Origin of the sequence: Micromonospora sp. NPDC049203 (genome assembly GCF_043197215.1) — a bacterium.
Lineage (GTDB): Bacteria > Actinomycetota > Actinomycetes > Mycobacteriales > Micromonosporaceae > Micromonospora.
This window is the reverse complement of record NZ_JBICSV010000015.1, coordinates 50513-66233: the sequence shown is the minus strand read 5'-3', so window position 1 is coordinate 66233 and position 15721 is coordinate 50513. Positions and strand designations below refer to the sequence as shown.

The 15721-nt window shown below is 74.9% G+C and carries 18 protein-coding genes, 1 tRNA gene and 1 pseudogene; 7 read left to right on the top strand and 13 right to left on the bottom strand.

Annotated features, from left to right (window positions below; translation table 11 throughout):
* Nucleotides 1-62 precede the first annotated feature (62 nt).
* Complete coding sequence (locus ACGFIA_RS27400; protein WP_357388739.1) at nt 63-1022, bottom strand: LpqB family beta-propeller domain-containing protein; 960 nt, start codon at nt 1020-1022, stop codon at nt 63-65.
* A gap of 139 nt (nt 1023-1161) precedes the next feature.
* Here ACGFIA_RS27400 and ACGFIA_RS27395 point away from each other — a divergent pair, with 139 nt between their 5' ends.
* Nucleotides 1162-1755: an HD domain-containing protein gene (locus ACGFIA_RS27395; RefSeq protein WP_357388741.1), complete on the top strand. Its 594-nt coding sequence runs from the start codon at nt 1162-1164 to the stop codon at nt 1753-1755.
* Between the two features lie 80 nt (nt 1756-1835).
* Nucleotides 1836-2477, top strand: coding sequence for a dihydrofolate reductase family protein (locus tag ACGFIA_RS27390; RefSeq protein WP_357388743.1), 642 nt, complete (start codon nt 1836-1838; stop codon nt 2475-2477).
* Nucleotides 2478-2489: 12 nt separating this feature from the next.
* Here the strand turns inward: ACGFIA_RS27390 and ACGFIA_RS27385 are convergent, their stop codons facing one another.
* Entirely contained in the window at nt 2490-2996 is a 507-nt protein-coding gene (locus ACGFIA_RS27385; protein WP_355508833.1) for a hypothetical protein, read from the bottom strand.
* Nucleotides 2997-3132: 136 nt separating this feature from the next.
* Between ACGFIA_RS27385 and ACGFIA_RS27380 the strand changes: the two genes are divergently transcribed.
* Genes ACGFIA_RS27380 through ACGFIA_RS27370 form a run of 3 tightly spaced genes read left to right on the top strand, consistent with a single transcriptional unit; the run spans nt 3133 to nt 3976 of the window.
* A complete protein-coding gene (locus ACGFIA_RS27380) occupies nt 3133-3591 on the top strand; it encodes a DUF2975 domain-containing protein (RefSeq protein WP_393262820.1) in 459 nt (152 codons plus the stop codon).
* On the top strand, nt 3591-3815 hold the full coding sequence (locus ACGFIA_RS27375; protein ID WP_357388747.1) for a helix-turn-helix transcriptional regulator: 225 nt from the start codon (nt 3591-3593) through the stop codon (nt 3813-3815). Before ACGFIA_RS27380 ends, ACGFIA_RS27375 begins: the two co-directional genes overlap by 1 nt.
* On the top strand, nt 3812-3976 hold the full coding sequence (locus ACGFIA_RS27370) for a hypothetical protein (protein WP_357388749.1): 165 nt from the start codon (nt 3812-3814) through the stop codon (nt 3974-3976). The genes ACGFIA_RS27375 and ACGFIA_RS27370 overlap by 4 nt, the downstream gene beginning before the upstream one ends.
* Nucleotides 3977-4008: 32 nt before the next feature.
* Here the strand turns inward: ACGFIA_RS27370 and ACGFIA_RS27365 are convergent, their stop codons facing one another.
* The 3 genes from ACGFIA_RS27365 to ACGFIA_RS27355 form a co-directional block, all read right to left on the bottom strand.
* Nucleotides 4009-5208, bottom strand: coding sequence for an RtcB family protein (locus ACGFIA_RS27365; RefSeq protein WP_357388751.1), 1200 nt, complete (start codon nt 5206-5208; stop codon nt 4009-4011).
* Nucleotides 5209-5238: 30 nt separating this feature from the next.
* Nucleotides 5239-5311, bottom strand: a tRNA-Glu gene (locus ACGFIA_RS27360).
* Between the two features lie 301 nt (nt 5312-5612).
* Nucleotides 5613-6005, bottom strand: a complete 393-nt coding sequence (locus tag ACGFIA_RS27355; RefSeq protein ID WP_013286540.1) for a hypothetical protein — start codon at nt 6003-6005, stop codon at nt 5613-5615.
* A gap of 147 nt (nt 6006-6152) precedes the next feature.
* Between ACGFIA_RS27355 and ACGFIA_RS27350 the strand changes: the two are divergent.
* A pseudogene (locus ACGFIA_RS27350) lies at nt 6153-6927 on the top strand (alpha/beta hydrolase family protein).
* A 10-nt stretch (nt 6928-6937) separates the two neighbouring features.
* Here the strand turns inward: ACGFIA_RS27350 and ACGFIA_RS27345 are convergent.
* The 3 genes from ACGFIA_RS27345 to ACGFIA_RS27335 are packed head-to-tail and all read right to left on the bottom strand — an operon-like array spanning nt 6938 to nt 9321.
* Nucleotides 6938-7444, bottom strand: a complete 507-nt coding sequence (locus tag ACGFIA_RS27345; RefSeq protein ID WP_393262816.1) for a DinB family protein — start codon at nt 7442-7444, stop codon at nt 6938-6940.
* A 44-nt stretch (nt 7445-7488) separates the two neighbouring features.
* Nucleotides 7489-8307 (bottom strand): M15 family metallopeptidase, encoded by an 819-nt coding sequence (locus ACGFIA_RS27340; RefSeq protein ID WP_357388757.1) that lies wholly within the window; start codon nt 8305-8307, stop codon nt 7489-7491.
* A gap of 48 nt (nt 8308-8355) precedes the next feature.
* Nucleotides 8356-9321 carry an acetylxylan esterase gene (locus ACGFIA_RS27335; RefSeq protein ID WP_357388759.1) on the bottom strand — a complete coding sequence of 322 codons (966 nt, stop codon included), beginning with the start codon at nt 9319-9321 and terminating at the stop codon, nt 8356-8358.
* A gap of 198 nt (nt 9322-9519) precedes the next feature.
* On the opposite strand from ACGFIA_RS27335, the gene ACGFIA_RS27330 reads away from it, so the two are divergent.
* Nucleotides 9520-10545, top strand: coding sequence for a LacI family DNA-binding transcriptional regulator (locus ACGFIA_RS27330; RefSeq protein WP_357388761.1), 1026 nt, complete (start codon nt 9520-9522; stop codon nt 10543-10545).
* A gap of 15 nt (nt 10546-10560) precedes the next feature.
* On the opposite strand, the gene ACGFIA_RS27325 is transcribed toward ACGFIA_RS27330, so the two are convergent.
* The 5 genes from ACGFIA_RS27325 to ACGFIA_RS27305 all read right to left on the bottom strand — a co-directional run bounded on the left by ACGFIA_RS27325 (nt 10561) and on the right by ACGFIA_RS27305 (nt 15670).
* Nucleotides 10561-11841 (bottom strand): D-alanyl-D-alanine carboxypeptidase, encoded by a 1281-nt coding sequence (locus tag ACGFIA_RS27325; RefSeq protein ID WP_357388763.1) that lies wholly within the window; start codon nt 11839-11841, stop codon nt 10561-10563.
* A 96-nt stretch (nt 11842-11937) separates the two neighbouring features.
* Nucleotides 11938-12660 carry a polysaccharide deacetylase family protein gene (locus tag ACGFIA_RS27320; RefSeq protein WP_357388765.1) on the bottom strand — a complete coding sequence of 241 codons (723 nt, stop codon included), beginning with the start codon at nt 12658-12660 and terminating at the stop codon, nt 11938-11940.
* The gene (locus ACGFIA_RS27315; RefSeq protein ID WP_393262811.1) at nt 12657-13820 is read right to left on the bottom strand and encodes a UDP-N-acetylglucosamine--LPS N-acetylglucosamine transferase; all 1164 of its coding nucleotides are present in this window, start codon (nt 13818-13820) and stop codon (nt 12657-12659) included. Before ACGFIA_RS27315 ends, ACGFIA_RS27320 begins: the two co-directional genes overlap by 4 nt.
* Before the next feature lie 49 nt (nt 13821-13869).
* Nucleotides 13870-15153, bottom strand: coding sequence for a serine hydrolase (locus ACGFIA_RS27310; protein ID WP_357388769.1), 1284 nt, complete (start codon nt 15151-15153; stop codon nt 13870-13872).
* Between the two features lie 100 nt (nt 15154-15253).
* Nucleotides 15254-15670, bottom strand: coding sequence for a protein-tyrosine phosphatase family protein (locus tag ACGFIA_RS27305; RefSeq protein WP_357388771.1), 417 nt, complete (start codon nt 15668-15670; stop codon nt 15254-15256).
* Nucleotides 15671-15721: the final 51 nt, after the last annotated feature.

Here is a 15721-nt window from a genome sequence, read left to right as displayed (position 1 = left end):
AAGCCTCGCACCGGTGGCGTCCGGTGGCGCGCATCCGGTCCGTGATGCGCGCGCCCGGCACGTCAGATCGCCCGTGCCCAGTCCAGCCGGGTGCTGTCGTCGTACTCGTCGCCGGGGATCCACCACTGCTCGCCGAAGCCACTGGTGGACACGATGATGTTGCCGCCGTCCGGGTACTCGTTCTCCGGCGGGATCGACAGCGCGGCGCAGTAGCGGCCGTCCGGGGAGAACACCGGCGACAGGTAGAACCGGGGCTCGTCGGTGAGCTTCTTCAGCCCGGTGCCGCCGATGCGCACCGACGCGAGCGACTGGTTGTAGACCTCGCGGTCCAGGTGCCAGCGGTTGGTGCAGAAGACGACGCGCCCGGAGTCGGGCATGAAGACCGGCGAGATGAACATCTCGCCCGCCACCGGCGTGTAGACGGGCCGCACCGTCCCGGTCGCGAGTTCCAGCACCCGCAGTTGCCAGCCCTGCGAACGGCTGCGCCACCGCACGACGATCATGGAGCCGTCCCGGGACCAGTCCGGGTCGGCCATGGAATGCCCCTCGACCAGCACGCGGGTGGCGCCGGTGACCACGTCCACAGCGATCAGCCGGTCGTTGTCCTGCCCGGTGACGAGCGCGATCTCGGTGCCGTCCGGCGACCACGTCGGCGCGCCGTAGCGGACACCGAACGGGTCGGCGAGCAGCGTGCGCTTCTGGCCGGTGACCCGGTCGTACACGGCCACGAACGGCTCCAGCGTGCCGTCGCCCGAGCGGGCCGTGTTGACCCAGGCCACGTGCCGGCCGTCCGGCGAGGACTTGGCGTGGTCCCCGTTCGGCAGCAGCTCGCGCGGCGTGGTGCGGCCCGGGTCGACCTGGAGCACACCCCAGCCGACGCTGACCAGCCACGACCCGTTCACCACGTCGGCGGCGGCCGGTGCGGCGGACGCGGCGTGGGGCGCGGCGGCCACCCCGGTCGCGGCGGCGAGCCCGGTCAGCGCGGCGGTACGCAGCAGGGCACGACGATTCAGTGCGGTCATTCGACAACCCCCGTGAGAGACGTGGCCCCCACCCTCCCGAGTGGATCGACGCACCGGAATCGGACGAGCGGCCGCTTCACGTTCGGCTACTCGTCCATCACCGCCGGTGAGCCCACCGGGGACCGGTACGCTCGCCCCGATGACCTCCGACGCGCTGCACCGCGCCCTCACCGAAGCGGGCGACCCGCCACTGCTCCCGCTCCCGGGCGTGGCGGTCGAGCTGCTGGACGCCCTCGCCGCCCCGCCGCGCCTCGGCGCGCACCTGCGGCTGGTGCACGACGTCGCCTGGCACCTGACGGCCGCGTTCGCCGACCGCTTCGGCGCGGTGCCGTTCGACAGGCAGGCGGTGCTGTTCGGCGCGGCGGTGCACGATCTCGGCAAGGTCGAGCACCCGGCCGAGCTGACCGGCCCCGGTTCGGCGCACGAGGAGGCCGGGTACCAGTTGCTGCTGCGTTTCGGCGTACCGGAGGAGCGGGCCCGCTTCGCCGTCACCCACGCCGCCTGGCACTCCCCCGGCGCGCAGCTGGAGGACCTGCTGGTCAGCCTGGCCGACAAGGTGTGGAAGGGCCGGCGCGTCACCGACCTGGAGCAGCTCGTGGTCGACCGGCTCGCCGGCATCACCGGCCAGGAGCGCTGGCAGACGTTCCTGGACCTCGACGACGTGCTCGCGGAGCTGGCCGCCGGCGCGGACCGCCGGCTGGCGTTCCAGGCCGAGCATCCGGTGTACGGCTGACGCCGGCCCCCAGGCGGCGACGAGTCCGGCACCGGCCGGAGGTCTTCCCAGTGTCAGTGTTCCGATCTCCGGGAGGAAGCATGAGCACCAGTGAAAGGCGCGGCCGGGTGCGGGCGTTCGTCACCGTCTCCCTGGACGGCTACGTCGCCGGCCCGGACGACCGGGCCGGCCAGGGGCTCGGTGTCGGCGGCGAACGGCTGCACCACTGGGTGATGGGCGGGCCGTGGACGTACGACACGCCGCGTGAGGCCGGCGCCGGCATGACCGACGAGGACCGGGCGTACTTCGACGAGCTGCTGGCGGGTGCCGGTGCCGCGCTGTGCGGCCGGGGCATGTACGACGCCGCCGGCGCCTGGGGCGGCCGGAACCCGTTCCAGGCCCCTCTGGTCGTGCTCACCCACCGCACCGCCGACCAGCCCGACCCGGACGCCGGTTTCCTCATGGTCGACGGGTTCGACGCGGCGCTGGCGGCGGCCCGGCGTACGGCCGGCGACGGCGCGGTGGTCATAGGCGGGGGCGCCGAGGTCATCCGGCAGGCGCTCGCGGCCGGCGTCGTCGACGAGCTGGGCCTGTCCACCGCGCCGGTGATCCTCGGCCGCGGGAAGCGGCTGTTCGAGGGCTTCGACCGGGACGTCGACCTGGAGATCCGCGCGGTGCACCACTCGCGGTACGCCGTACACGTCCGCTACGCCGTCGGCCGCCCAGCGAGGGGCACCGATTGACGTCGGCGGCGCTCAGCCGGTGACGGCGCGCCACGCCTGCTCGGTGGCGTCCCGCGTCCGCTCGGCGGACCGGCCGTCGCGGGCGGTGACCGTCACGACGAGCGTGTCCGCCCGCCGCCAGCAGGTGACAGACCCGTCGGCGCCACTGTGGCAGGTGGTCTCCGCGCCGGGTGCGGCAGTGCCTCCGCCGAGACGCGACTGCAACGCCCGCCCCACCGCCGCGATGCCCACCCGGTTGCCGTAGTACGCCTCGAGGGTCAGTGGCGGCGGAGTCGCCTCGCCGTACCCGTTGATCACCATGGCGAGACCCGGCGGATCGTCGACCAGGGCCGGTATGCGGTCCCTGCCGGCGTCTTGACGGGGCAGACCGGCCAGCTCGGCCGGCGCGGTGAGGCGGTCGATCACCACGGCGCCGGGGGCCGCCGGGTCGGGCTCTCCCGGCTGGCAGGCGGCGCCGGTCAGAGCGGCGGCCAGGACAAGGGCCGTCGGCCGGACCGCGCGACGGCGGTGTCCGGTCATGTCGTCCTCCCCAGGGTGGGCCGGAGCCGGGCGAGCATCCCGGACCGAGCCTATCGACAGCGACCCACGATCGGAACCGATTGACTTTCGATAGGTTCCGCGCGATAGTCGATGCATGCTTACGGCGCAACGCGCGGTGACACCACTCCGTGCCTTCCTGGTCCTGCTGTTCGCGATCCTGGTGCTGCTCCAGACCATGTCGCTGCCCGGGCAGTTCGCGCACATGGCGCGGGAGAACCCGGACATGGCGTACCTGCGGTGGCCCGCCACCGCGGTGACGATCTTCTGGGTGCTGTGCGTGCAGGTGGTGATCGTCTGCACCTGGCACCTGCTCACCCTGGTCAAGCGCGACCGCATCTTCACCGAGGCGTCCCTGGGCTGGGTCGACGGCATCGTCTGGGCGGTCGCCGCCGCCTGGGTGGTGCTCGTCGGCGTCTTCCTCTACGTCGGCTTCAACGCCGGCGACCCGGGGCTGCCGCTGCTGCTGTTCCTGCTGGTCACCGGCGTCAGCGTGCTGGGGCTGCTGATGGTGGTGCTGCGCGCGCTGCTGCGCCAGGCCACCACGCTGCGCACCGACATGGAAGCGGTGATCTGATGCCGATCGTCGTGCGCATCGACGTGGAGCTGGCCAAGCGCAAGATGAGCGTCGGCGAGTTCGCCGAGCGCGTCGGGCTCACCCCGGCGAACGTGGCGGTGCTCAAGAACGGCCGCGCCAAGGCCGTCCGGTTCAGCACCCTGGAGGCCATGTGCCGGGTGCTCGACTGCCAGCCCGGCGACCTGCTCGAATGGGTCCCCGACGAGGATGGGGCGCAACGATGAGACACCTGGCCGCCGCCGTGGCGCTGCTCGCCGTCGTGCTCGGCGTCGCCGGCTTCGTGTACGGGGAGGCCGACGACTCCCCCGGCCTCCAGCTCCTGTCCGCGCTGCTCGTCATCGGCGCGGTCGCCGTCGGCGTGCGCGTCGCCCGGCGTACCCGGTAGGGCCGGCGCCCCCTCGACGCCGGCCCTGCCGCTCAGCCCTTCACGCAGACGACCTGCTTGAGGTGGGCGACCACCTCGACCAGGTCCTCCTGCTGGGCCATCACCTCGGTGATGTCCTTGTACGCGCCGGGGATCTCGTCGACCACACCGGCGTCCTTGCGGCACTCCACCCCGGCGGTCTGCGCGGCCAGATCCGCAGTGCTGTACGTCCGCTTCGCCTGCCCCCGCGACATCCGCCGCCCGGCGCCGTGCGACGCCGAGCAGTACGCGTCGACGTTGCCCTTGCCGCGCACGATGTACGACCCGGTGCCCATCGAGCCGGGAATGATGCCCAGGTCCCCCTTACCGGCCCGGATCGCGCCCTTGCGGGTCACCAGCACGTCCACCCCGTCGTAGCTCTCCTCCGCCACGTAGTTGTGGTGGCAGGAGATCGGCTCGTCGTAGCCGACGTGCGGGAACGCAACCCGGACCACCTGGCTCAGCAGAGCGAGCATGACCGCCCGGTTGCGCCGGGCGTACTCCTGCGCCCACCACAGGTCCCGCCGGTACGCCTCCATCTCGGGCGTGCCGGCGAGGAACACCGCGAGGTCCCGGTCCGGCAGGTCGGTGTTGTGCGGCAGGCCGCGCGCCACCGCCATGTGCCGCTCGGCCAGCTCCTTGCCGATGTTGCGGGAACCGGAGTGCAGCATCAGCCAGACCCGGCCGTCGTCCGGTCCGCCCTGCTCCAGGCAGACCTCGATGAAGTGGTTGCCGCCGCCGAGCGTGCCGAGCTGCCGCTGCGCCCGCGTCTGGAGCTGGGCCACCTTCCGGTCCAGCGTGCCGAACCGCCGCCAGAAGTCGTCCCAGCCCGACTGCTCCAGCCCTCGGATCCGGCGCGGGTCGACAGCGTCGTCACGCATCGCGAAGCCGACCGGGATGGCCGCCTCGATCGCCGAGCGCAGCGGCGCGAGGTCGTCGGGCAGGTCGGCGGCGGTCAGCGAGGTCCGTACCGCCGACATGCCGCAACCGATGTCCACGCCGACCGCGGCCGGCGACACGGCCTGCCGCATCGCGATCACCGAGCCGACCGTGGCGCCCTTGCCGAAGTGCACGTCCGGCATCACCGCGACACCCTGCACCCACGGCAGCGCGCCGATGTTGCGCAGCTGCCGGGCCGCCTGCGCCTCGATCGTGTACGGGTCGGTCCAGACCCGGACCGGCGCCCGGGTACCGGCCAGCGGGGTGAAACCCATCGTCGTCTCCTTGCTCATGTCCTTCTGACGTAGGCCGTACGGGACTCGAACCCGTAGCCTCCCGGTTGAGAGCCGGGTGAGCTGCCAGTTGCTCCAACGGCCCAGGACGGCGTACGCCGTCGGCGGAGCTGCCCCGGAAACGGAGAACCGCCCTGCTCCGGTCTCGGGGCGGGCGGTTCGCGCGGATCGTCGCGCCGGCGCTAGACGCGCCACCACCCTGGTTGCCACTGCCGTTCCCGGCCCGTGCCCGGCTCGGGCAGCAGGACACCGGCGCGCGGCGCTTGCCGCTCGGCGCGGGTGCGGTTCTGCTGCGACACGGTGCACTCCCCTGGTGGATCAGATCGACGTTGCCCGCTCACGGTACGGCCGCCACACCTGGGCGGCAACACGATATTCGTTCGTGGTCAGCCGGCGTGTGCCACCGGGTGGCGGCGCATCTCCTCCATGAACGGGTAGCGCGCGGTCAGCTCCGCGAGCGTGATGCCGGCCCGCCACGCGGCGGCCACCTGCGCGACCTGGAGCAGGTCGGTGGCGTCGCCCCGGGCCTGGACGTCGCCGTCCACCCGCAGGTCGATCATGAAGTAGCGGGCCTGCGAGCCGAGGCTGACGCAGACCACGCCGCGGGCGGAGGTCATCTCGGCGCAGGTGAACCGGCTGCGCCCCTGCTCGGGCGCGGTCACCTCGCCGACGTCGAGCTGGTGGGCGGCGGCTGTCGCCACGAGCGCGGGGGCGAGACCGCCGGGCTCGACCAGGTCCGGGTAGAGGCGCACACCCAGTGCGGCCGACACGTCGCTCATGACTGACTCCCACTTCCTTGTGACAGAGACCAGCAGCGCGCAGGTTACGAACACGTTTCCGGCGCGCACGGCCATCTTTTCCCGCGCGGCCGTCCCGGGGCAATAGGAACGCCCTCATCGAACCCCTGCGGGGTACGCTGCCGCCTCATGGCGCACATCCGCTGTGACTTCTTCTCCGAGGCGCTCGGCATGGGCACGTCGATGACGGTGCTGCTGCCCGACCGGGGCGCGGCCGGGATCGGCGTGCCGGGTGCCGCCGCCGACGGTGACCCGCAGGTGCTGTACCTGCTGCACGGGCTGAGCGACGACGACACCGTGTGGACCCGGCGCACCTCGATCGAGCGGTACGTCGCGCCGCTGGGGCTGGCCGTGGTGATGCCGCAGGCGCAGCGGAGCTTCTACTGCGACGAGGCGCACGGCAACCGGTACTGGACGTTCCTCAGCGAGGAGCTGCCCGAGGTGTGCCGGTCGTTGTTCCGGCTGTCCGACCGGCGGGAGGACACGTTCGTCGCGGGCCTGTCGATGGGCGGCTACGGGGCGATGAAGTGGGCGCTGCGCCACCCGGACCGGTTCGCGGCGGCGGCCAGCCTGTCCGGCGCGCTGGACGTGACGCGCCGCCGCCACCATCCGACCCGTCCGGTCGACCCGGCGGTGTGGCACACCGTCTGGGGTGACGACCCGGTGCCCGCCGACGACGACACGGTGGGGGCTGCTGGAGCGCTCCGGCGACGACCGGCCGGCGCTCTACGTCGCCTGCGGCACCGAGGACTTCCTGTACGAGGACAACCTGCGGTTCCTCGACGTGGCCCGGGAACGCGACGTGCCGGTCACCGTCGACTTCGGTCCCGGTGACCACGACTGGGCGTACTGGGACGCGCGCATTCAGGACGTGCTGGCCTGGCTGCCGCTGCGCGGGCGCTGACCGGGCGGGCTCAGACGCCGACGGTGCCGTCGATCGCCTCGCGGATCAGGTCGGCGTGCCCGTTGTGGCGGGCGTACTCGTGCAGCATGTGCAGCATGACCAGGCGCAGCGAGACGTCCTCGCCCCAGCGGGCCTGGTGACCTGTCACGTCGAGCGAGGCGGCCTCCCGCTCGACGCGCCGGGCGTGCTCGACCTCCCGCCGCCACGCCTCGAACGCCTCCGCCACGTCGGCGTCGCGGGCGTCGTACGCCTGCTGGAAGTCGCCGCTGTCCGACCACACCAGCGGCACGTCCTCGGCGGCGATGACCCGGCGGAACCAGGTGCGCTCCACCTCGGCCATGTGGCGGACCAGGCCGAGCAGTGACAGCGTGGACGGCGGCGACGCCGCCCGGCGCAACTGCTCGTCGGTCAGCCCCTCGCACTTGAGGGCCAGCGTGGCCCGGTGGAAGTCGAGGAAGGCGCGCAGCGACTCCCGTTCGCCGGCGAGCAGCGGCGGGCCGATCCGTCCGGTCTCCATGAGCGTCGAGCCTAGCCGCGATCGATCTTGGTGGGACGACCGCGTCACCGCAGTGACGAACCGGCCACCGGGAAGTCGAACCAGGTGTCCGGGTACGGCTCGTCGACGTACCGGTAGTGCCACCACTCCAGCGGATAGTTCTCGAAGCCCTGTGCGGACATCAGCCGGCGCAGCAGGTCCCTGTTGTCCCGGGCGGTGCGGCTGACCCGTGCGTCGGCGGTGTGGGAACGCGGGTCGAAGCAGTCGAACCCGGTGCCCATGTCGATCGAGTCGTCGGCGAAGCGGCGTCCGGCCGGGTCGGTGCAGGGCACGAGCGCCTGGCCGGGCGTGTACGCGGCCGGCGAGGGCCCGGAGACCGGCACCAGGGTCAGGTCGACGGTGCTGCCCCGGCTGTGCGCGGTGGGCGCGCCGATGTAGCCGTCGGCGAACAGCCGGTCCTTCGGCACGGCGGGATAGAACTCCCCCTTCATCAGCTGCTCACCGGGCAGCTTCGCCCAGGCCACGAAGTCGTCGGCGGCGCGCTGCGGGCGGTAGCAGTCGTACACCTTGAGGCTGTGCCCGCCGGCGAGCGCGGCGGTCTGCACCCGGTGCAGCGCCTCCGCCGCCGGCCGGGTGAGCAGGCAGCGCGGCTCGGCGTACCCGTCGATCGGGCGGCCGACGAAGTTGTGCGGGCCCGCGTACCGGATGTCGGTGCGGACGGTGGGGTCGACGGTGGTGAGGTCCACGATGTCCGCCGGGGCACGGGGGCCGGTCGCTGTGGGTGACGGCGGCGCCGACGGCGACGGCGCGGGCCGCTGGCAGGCGGCGGCGAGCAGCGTGGCCGCGACGGCCACGACCGCCGTCGCGCGCGTGCCGGTGCCCACCCGCCGTGTCTACCAGCCCCGGCGGGCCGGCATCGGCGGAACCGGTGGTCAGCCGCCCAGCACGGTACGCAGGAAGTCGACGGCGGCGGCGTCGTCGTCGATGCCGCCCGCCTCGTGGCCGTTGAACCGCCACACCGTCAGGTCCTTGTCGCCCCGGTAGGCGTGGTAGGCGGCGTAGACGGTGGACGGCGGCGTGATCTCGTCCATGAGCGCGACGGAGAAGCGGGCCGGCACGCCCGCGCGGCGGGCGAACGCGACGCCGTCGACGTAGCCGAGCGTGCGCAGCGCCTGCTCCTCGCGGTCGCGGTGCACGGCCAGGTAGTCGCGGATCTCCCGGTACGGCGCGGCGTCGGTGATGGTGATCGCGCGCGGGATGTCGCAGAGGAACGGCACGAGCGCGACAGCCGCCCGCACCCGGGGCGCCAGCGCGGCGGCGGCGAGGGCGGCGGCGCCACCCTGGCTGTGCCCGAGGACCGCGATCCGGTCCGGGTCGACGGCGGGCAGTTCGCACGCGGCGTCCACGGCGCGGACCGCGTCGGTGAGGAAGCGCCGGTAGTAGTACCGGTTCGGGTCCTCGATCCCCCGGGTGGCCATGCCCGGCGCCTGCGGTCCGGCGGCGGCGACGTCGGGCGTGTCGCCCCGGCTCCACCCCGAGCCCTGGCCGCGCGTGTCCATCTGGAGGTGGGCGAAGCCGGCGGCGGACCAGAGCAGGTTCTCCAGCGCGTGGCCGCGGCCGCCGCCGTACCCGACGTACTGCACGATCGTGGGCAGCGGCTGCGTCGCGCCGCGCGGCACCCGCAGCCAGGCGCGGATCGGCTGGCCGGCGAAGCCGGGGAAGGTCACGTCGAACACGTCGATCCCGGCCAGCGGCGTGGGCATCGGGGTCGCCGACACGGGGTCGCCGCAGGAGCGCGCCTGTGCGAGAGTGTCAGCCCAGAAGGCGTCGAAGTCCGGCGGCTCGCGCAGATCGCTGCGATGGGCGCGGAGTTCGGCCTCGGCCAGGTCGGTGAACACGCCTCGGATTCCTCGTCGTTCGTCGGGGGTGGACGGCGAGCCGGCGGAAGATGACTGGCGCGTTTCCGGAACGTTTCCGCAACTCGTGCGAACGCTAGGGCCGGTCCGGCCTGTCGTCAAGCCCTCGCCGTACGGCAAGATGTGCGTGGGGCGGGACGGTCTACCGGTCGGTTCCGGCAGCCGGCGAAGGGAACACGGGTGAGCGCGGACGACGAGCGCAGGGTGACCATCACCGCTATCGCACGGGAGGCCGGCGTCTCGGTGCCGACCGTGTCGCGGGTGCTCAACGGGCGTTCCGACGTCGCGCCGGACACCCGGGAGCGGGTCGAGGAGCTGCTGCGCCACCACGGCTACCGGCGTCGCGGCAGCCGTACGGTGCGCCGGGCGGACCTGGTCGACCTGGTCTTCAACGACCTGGACAGCCCGTGGGCCGTGGAGATCATCCGCGGCGTGGAGGACGTCAGCCACGCCGCCGGGGTGGGCACCGTCGTCTCGGCGATCCACCGCGAGTCCAGCTCCACCCGGCAGTGGCTGCACAACCTGCGCGCCCGCGCGTCCGACGGCGTGATCGTGGTGACCTCGCACCTGAGCCCCGCCGTTCAGGCCCAGTTGCGGCGCCTCAACGTGCCGGTGGTGGTGGTCGACCCGGCCGCCGGCGTGGCCGCCACCGACGTGCCGGCGATCGGCGCCACCAACTGGACCGGCGGCCTGGCCGCCACCGAGCACCTGCTCAAGCTCGGCCACCGCCGGATCGGTTTCGTGGCCGGCCCGCCGCACCTGCTGTGCAGCCGGGCCCGGCTGGACGGCTACCGGGCCGCCCTGGCCGCCGCCGGGGTCACCGCCGACGACCGGCTGGTGCAGCCCGGCGACTTCTACCACGCCTCCGGGTTCACCGCCGGTGGCGCGCTGCTCGACCTCGACGACCCGCCCACCGCCATCTTCGCCGCCAGCGACCAGATGGCCTTCGGGGTGTACGAGGCGGTACGCCGCCGCGGGCTGCGGGTCTGCGACGACGTGAGCGTGGTGGGCTTCGACGACCTGCCCGAGGCGCGGTGGGCCTCACCGCCGCTGACCACAGTGCGCCAGCCGCTGGTGGAGATGGGCCGGCTCGCCGCCCGCACGGTGCTGCGGCTGGCCCAGGGCGAGGAGATCGACTCGCCCCGGGTCGAGCTGGCCACCGAACTCGTGGTGCGGGACAGCACCGCCGGGCCCGCCTGCCGCTGATCCGGGCCGCCGCTTTCACTCCTGTTCCGGAATTTCCGGCTCCCGCAGCGGCGTCCCGGTCGACATGGCGACGGCGGCGGCGTTGCGGCGACGCCGGGCCAGCAGCAGCGCTCCCCCGGCCGTCAGCACCGCGCCCACCGCCACCGTCACACCCGTGCCGGGCCGTGGTCCGGGTGCCGCCCCGCCGCCGCGCAGGCCGGCGTGCCCGGCCAGGGCCGAGGCCGCCCCGCCCGCCGGTGGCGCGGACCGGTCCAGCTCCCCCGGCTCGACCAGCCGTCCGACCGACGCGTCACGCGGCTGCGCGAAACCCCAGTCCAGCAGCGCCGCGCCCTGCTGCCAGCCGCGCTGGGTGGTCACCTCGGCGCCGAGCAGCGTCACCACGAGGCGCCGCCCGCCGCGCTCGGCCGCGCCGACGTACGTGTGCCGGGCCAGGTCGGTGAAGCCGGTCTTGCCCCCGAGGGCGCCCGGATAGTGGTCCAGCAGCATGTTGTCGTTGGAGATGGCGAACCCCTTCGCCCGCTGCGCCGGCTGGGCCGGGATCTGCGCCGACCGGGTGGTGTCGTAGCGCCGGAACGCCGGGTCGGCGAAGCACGCCCGCGCGATGAGCGCCAGGTCGTACGCGCTGGTGAACTGCCCCGGCCCGTCCAGCCCGGACGGGGTGACCGCGTGCGTCTGCCGGGCACCGAGCCGGTGCGCCTCCTCGTTCATCGCCCGGATCCCGCCGGCCGGCCCGTCCGGGCCGCCCCCGAGGCGGGCCAGCGCGTTCGCCGCCTCGTTGCCGGAGCGCAGCAGCAGGCCGAGCCAGATCGTCTCGATCCGGTAGCGTCCGCCCTCGACCAGCCCGACAGTCGAGCTGCCCGGCTCGACGGCCAGGTCCCCGGCGGTCACCGTCACCTCCCGGTTCGGGTCCAGCCGGGGCAGCATCGTGGCGGCCAGCAGCAGCTTCTGCACGCTCGCGGGCACCCCGTACTCGTGCGGGCCGCAGCCGCCGAGCACCGCGCCGCTGTCCAGGTCGGCGACCACCCAGGAGGTGGCGATCACCGCCGGCGGCGCGGTCGACGCGGGCGGGACGACCAGCCCGGCGGTGTCCAGCGCGGGGCCGCCGACGGCCCGCGCGGCCGGGTCGGGCGCCGGCGGCGGCTGCGGCGGCCGGGTCGCCGGGGCCGGCACGTTCGGGCAGGGCGGCGCGGACGGCAGCCGGCGTACCGGCGTGCGGACGGCGGCCACCGCGGGCGTCGCCGACGCCGGCAGCAGCAGGGCGGCGGCCAGCGCCACGAAGGATCCCCAGGTCCTCATGACCCGCACGCTAGCCACGCCGACCCGAACGGGTCACCGGCTCGGGGATTCGGGTCCCGGCACTGTCGCCACCGGGTAGGCTCGCCCGCTCGACGATCAGCGCGCGCGGAGCCCGTGGCCGGCCAGCGGGCCGACGTGCCAGCCCCGGCGGCGGCACTCGGCGAGCACGCGCGGAAGGGCGGCCAGACCGGCCCGCCAGGCGCCCGGCGCGGCCGTGCGGGAGGAGTCGTGCAGCAGGATCGTGCCGCCCTCGTCCAGCCCGGCCAGGACGGTGTCCGCGACGGTGTCGGCGGTGGCGGTGGCTGTCCAGTCCCGGCCCCAGCAGCTCCACAGCACCGGCCGCAGGCGCAGCCGCCGGGCGGCCACGAGCGCGGCGGTGGTGAGCACGCCGTACGGCGGTCGCAGGAACCGGGGGGCACGGCCGGTCACGTCGGCGACCAGGGCGTACGCACGGGTCAGGTCGCTGACGGTGCGGGCGGGGCCGCGCAGCAGCAGGTTGTCGTGCGTCCAGCCGTGCACGGCGATCTCGTGGCCGTCGCCGGCGACCCGGCGGCCCAGCGCCGGATGGCGGCGCAGCATCGCGCCGAGCACGAAGAACGTGGCACGGACCCGGTGCGCCGCCAGCACGTCCAGGACGTGGCCGGTGGATTCCGGATCCGGGCCGTCGTCGAAGGTCAGCGCGACCCGGCCGGGCGCCCCGAGCCCGTGCAGCCCGGGCAGCAGCCGCCGCCGCACGGCGGGCAGCGCCGTCACCGCCGGTGCCGCCTGCAACGCCGGCAGCGCCAGCGCGGCGGCCCGGGCGAGGGTGGCCGGTCTCAACGCAGGCCCCCGGTGGACTGCAGCAGCGCGGCGAGGACGGCCACCGCGTCGCCGACCGGATCGAGCAGCGGGCGGCGCGTACCGGCCGGGCCGGCGGGCGGCGCCCGGCGGGCCGCCTCGGCGACCAGTCCGGCCGGGTCCTCGGACACGTCGTCACGGGGCGGGGCCACCGGTCCGGTCCCGATCACCGCCGCGAGCACCGGCCCGAGCTGCTGCGGTGTGCCGGCCCACCGGCTCAGGCCGGCGCGGGCCAGGATCGCCGCGTTCGCGCGTCCGTGCCCGGCGATGGGCCGGTACGTGACCACCGGCAGCCCGGCCGCCAGCGCCTCCTGGCAGGTCAGTCCGCCCGCGTTCTCCACCAGGACGTCGACGGCGCGCATCAGCGCCGGCATGTCGTCCACCCAGCCCAGCACGTACCGGCCGGCGCCGCGCAGCCGGTGGCGCAGCGCCGCGTTGTGCCCGCACACCACCACCGGCCGCACGCCCGCCGCGGCGACCTCGGCCACCGTGGCCGCCACCTCGCCGGCCCCCCAGGCGCCCGCGACGACGAGCGCGAGCACCTCGTCGGCCGGGAGGCCGAACCGCTGCCGGGCCCGCCGCCGGTCATCCGGGCCGGGCCGGGCGAAGGCGCGGGACACCAGCGGCTGGACCCGTGTGACGTCGGCGGCGCAGTTCTCGTGCGTCTCGGCGTGGCGGACCGCGCAGTACACGTCCACGCCCGGCGCGAGCCAGGTCGGGTGCACCACGAAATCAGTCACATAGGTGATCAGAGGGACACGGAGCCGCCCACGGCACCGCAGCGGCCCGAGGAGCTGGTTGGCGAACGGATAGGTGGTGACCACGGCCCGCGTGTCGGGGGGAATGCGGCGGCGCAGGCGGTGGCGGAACGGCCGCAGCAGCGCGCGGATCCCGCGCACGGCGGTCCGCGAGCTGCCGGTGAGCCGGAACAGCGCGTGGTAACCCCAGGGAAGCCGGTGCAGCACCCTGCGGTACGTCTCGCGTACCGCCCGGTGCGCCGGGCGGGGCAGCAGGTGCAGGAGGTTCAGCCGGTCCACCGCGAAACCCCGCGCACGCAGCCGGTGCGCCAGTTCGTCGGCGGCCCGGTCGTGTCCGGCACCGATGTCCGCCGAGACCACCACGATCCGGCCCGGGTGCTCCATGCCGGGCGCATACCCGCGGAATCGGTGTCCACGCGGCCCGGTGGCCGGGTCAGGCGCGGCGGCGCCCGCGTCGGCGGGCCCGGGCGCGGCGGGCGGTGAGCGCCGCCACCACCCCGCCGACCGCCAGCGCCAGCAGGCCGGCGGCCGGCACGATCACCCGCCAGTCCCCGTCGCCGATGCGGCGCAGCGCCGTACCGCCCGGCCCGCGCCAGGGCTCGCCGGGGGTACGGGTGGGCTCGGCGGCCGGCGCCGGCCCGGGTCGCGGCGCCTCGGCGGCCGGTTCGCCCGGTTCGACCAGGCGGCCGACCGAGGCGTCCCGGGGCAGCCGGAAGCCCCAGTCGAGCAGTTGGGCGCCCTGCTGCCAGCCGCGTACCGGGCGGGCCTCGGCCCCGAGCAGCGTCACCACGAGGCGGCGACCGTCGCGCTGCGCGGCGCCGACGTAGCTGTGCCGGGCCAGCTCGGTGAAGCCGGTCTTGCCGCCGAGCGCGCCGGGATAGCGGTAGACGAGCTGGTTCTCGTTCTGGATCTGGAACCCGCCCTTCTTCAGCGCGGGCTGGGCCGGGATCTGCGTGCGCTCGGTGAGCGCGTACCGGCGGAACGCGGCGTCGGCGAAGCAGGCACGCGCGATGAGCGCCAGGTCGTACGCGGTGGTGAACTGGCCGGGACCGTCCAGGCCGGACGGGGTGACCGCGTGCGTCTGCCCGGCGCCGAGCCGGCGGGCTTCGGCGTTCATCTCGGCGACGCCGGCCTGCGCGCTGCCCGCGCCGAGGCGGGCCAGCATGTTCGCGGCGTCGTTGCCGGACTGGAGCAGCAGGCCCAGCCACAGCGTCGCCACGCTGTAGCGGCCGCCGACGAGCAGGCCGACGGCCGAGCTGCCCGGCTCGATGTCCAGGTCGTCCCGGGTCGCCACGGCCACCTGCTTCGGGTCCAGCCGGCTCAGCATGGTGGCGGCCAGCAGCAGTTTCTGGGTGCTCGCCGGGGTGCCGGGAACGTGTGCGCCGCACGCGCCGAGGACCGCGCCGGTGTCCAGGTCGGCCACGAGCCAGGTGGTCGCGGTGACCGCCGGGGGTGCAGGGCTGCCGGGTGGCACGACGAGGCCGGTGCCGGCCAGCGCCTCGCCGCCCACCGCCGCCTGTTCGGGTGTCGTGGCCGGCGTTGTCGGGCGGGGCGGCCGGCTGACCTTCGGCGCGGGCAGGCGCGGGCAGGGCGCCGCGGGTGCGGGCGCGGCGGCCGGGGCGGCGGGTGTGGTGGCCGGGGCGGCGGCGGCCGGGGCGGGTGCCCCGGTGGTGAGCAGGGTGACGGCGGTGGCGACGGCCAGGGCCCGGGCTCTCATGAGAAGGCACCCTACCGAGCCGGATGATCAGGTCCGGACGCCTCACCGGTGTCGTGACGCCGCGCCGATCGGGCGCTGCCGGTGGGTGACCGGCCGGGTGTCAGCGCACGCCGCGCAGCCACCACCGCTGCCACGGCGTCTCCACCGCGCGCCGGTGATAGTGGGACCGGACCCAGGCCACCGCCCGCGCGGGCGGCAGCCCGTCCAGCACGGCCAACGCGGCGAGCGCGGTGCCGGTCCGCCCGATGCCGCCGTGACAGGCCACCTCGACCCGTTCGCCCGCGTACGCGCGCCGCCACGCCTCGCGCAGCGCGTCGAGGGCGTCGGCGCGGTCGGCCGGGATCCAGAAGTCGGGCCAGCGGACCCGCCGGACCGGCCACTCCGGCTCGGGACCGGGCGCCAGCAGCAGGGCGAAGTCGGCGGGCGAACCGGGCTCGGCGACCCGGCGCCCGCGTACGGTGGCGCCCCCGGGCAGCGTGAGCAGGCCGGCCTGGTCGGTCCACGGTGTCGCGTCCATGGCTCATTGTGTCGTGTCGCCCGGACACGTGAGTGCCCGCCGGACGAGGTC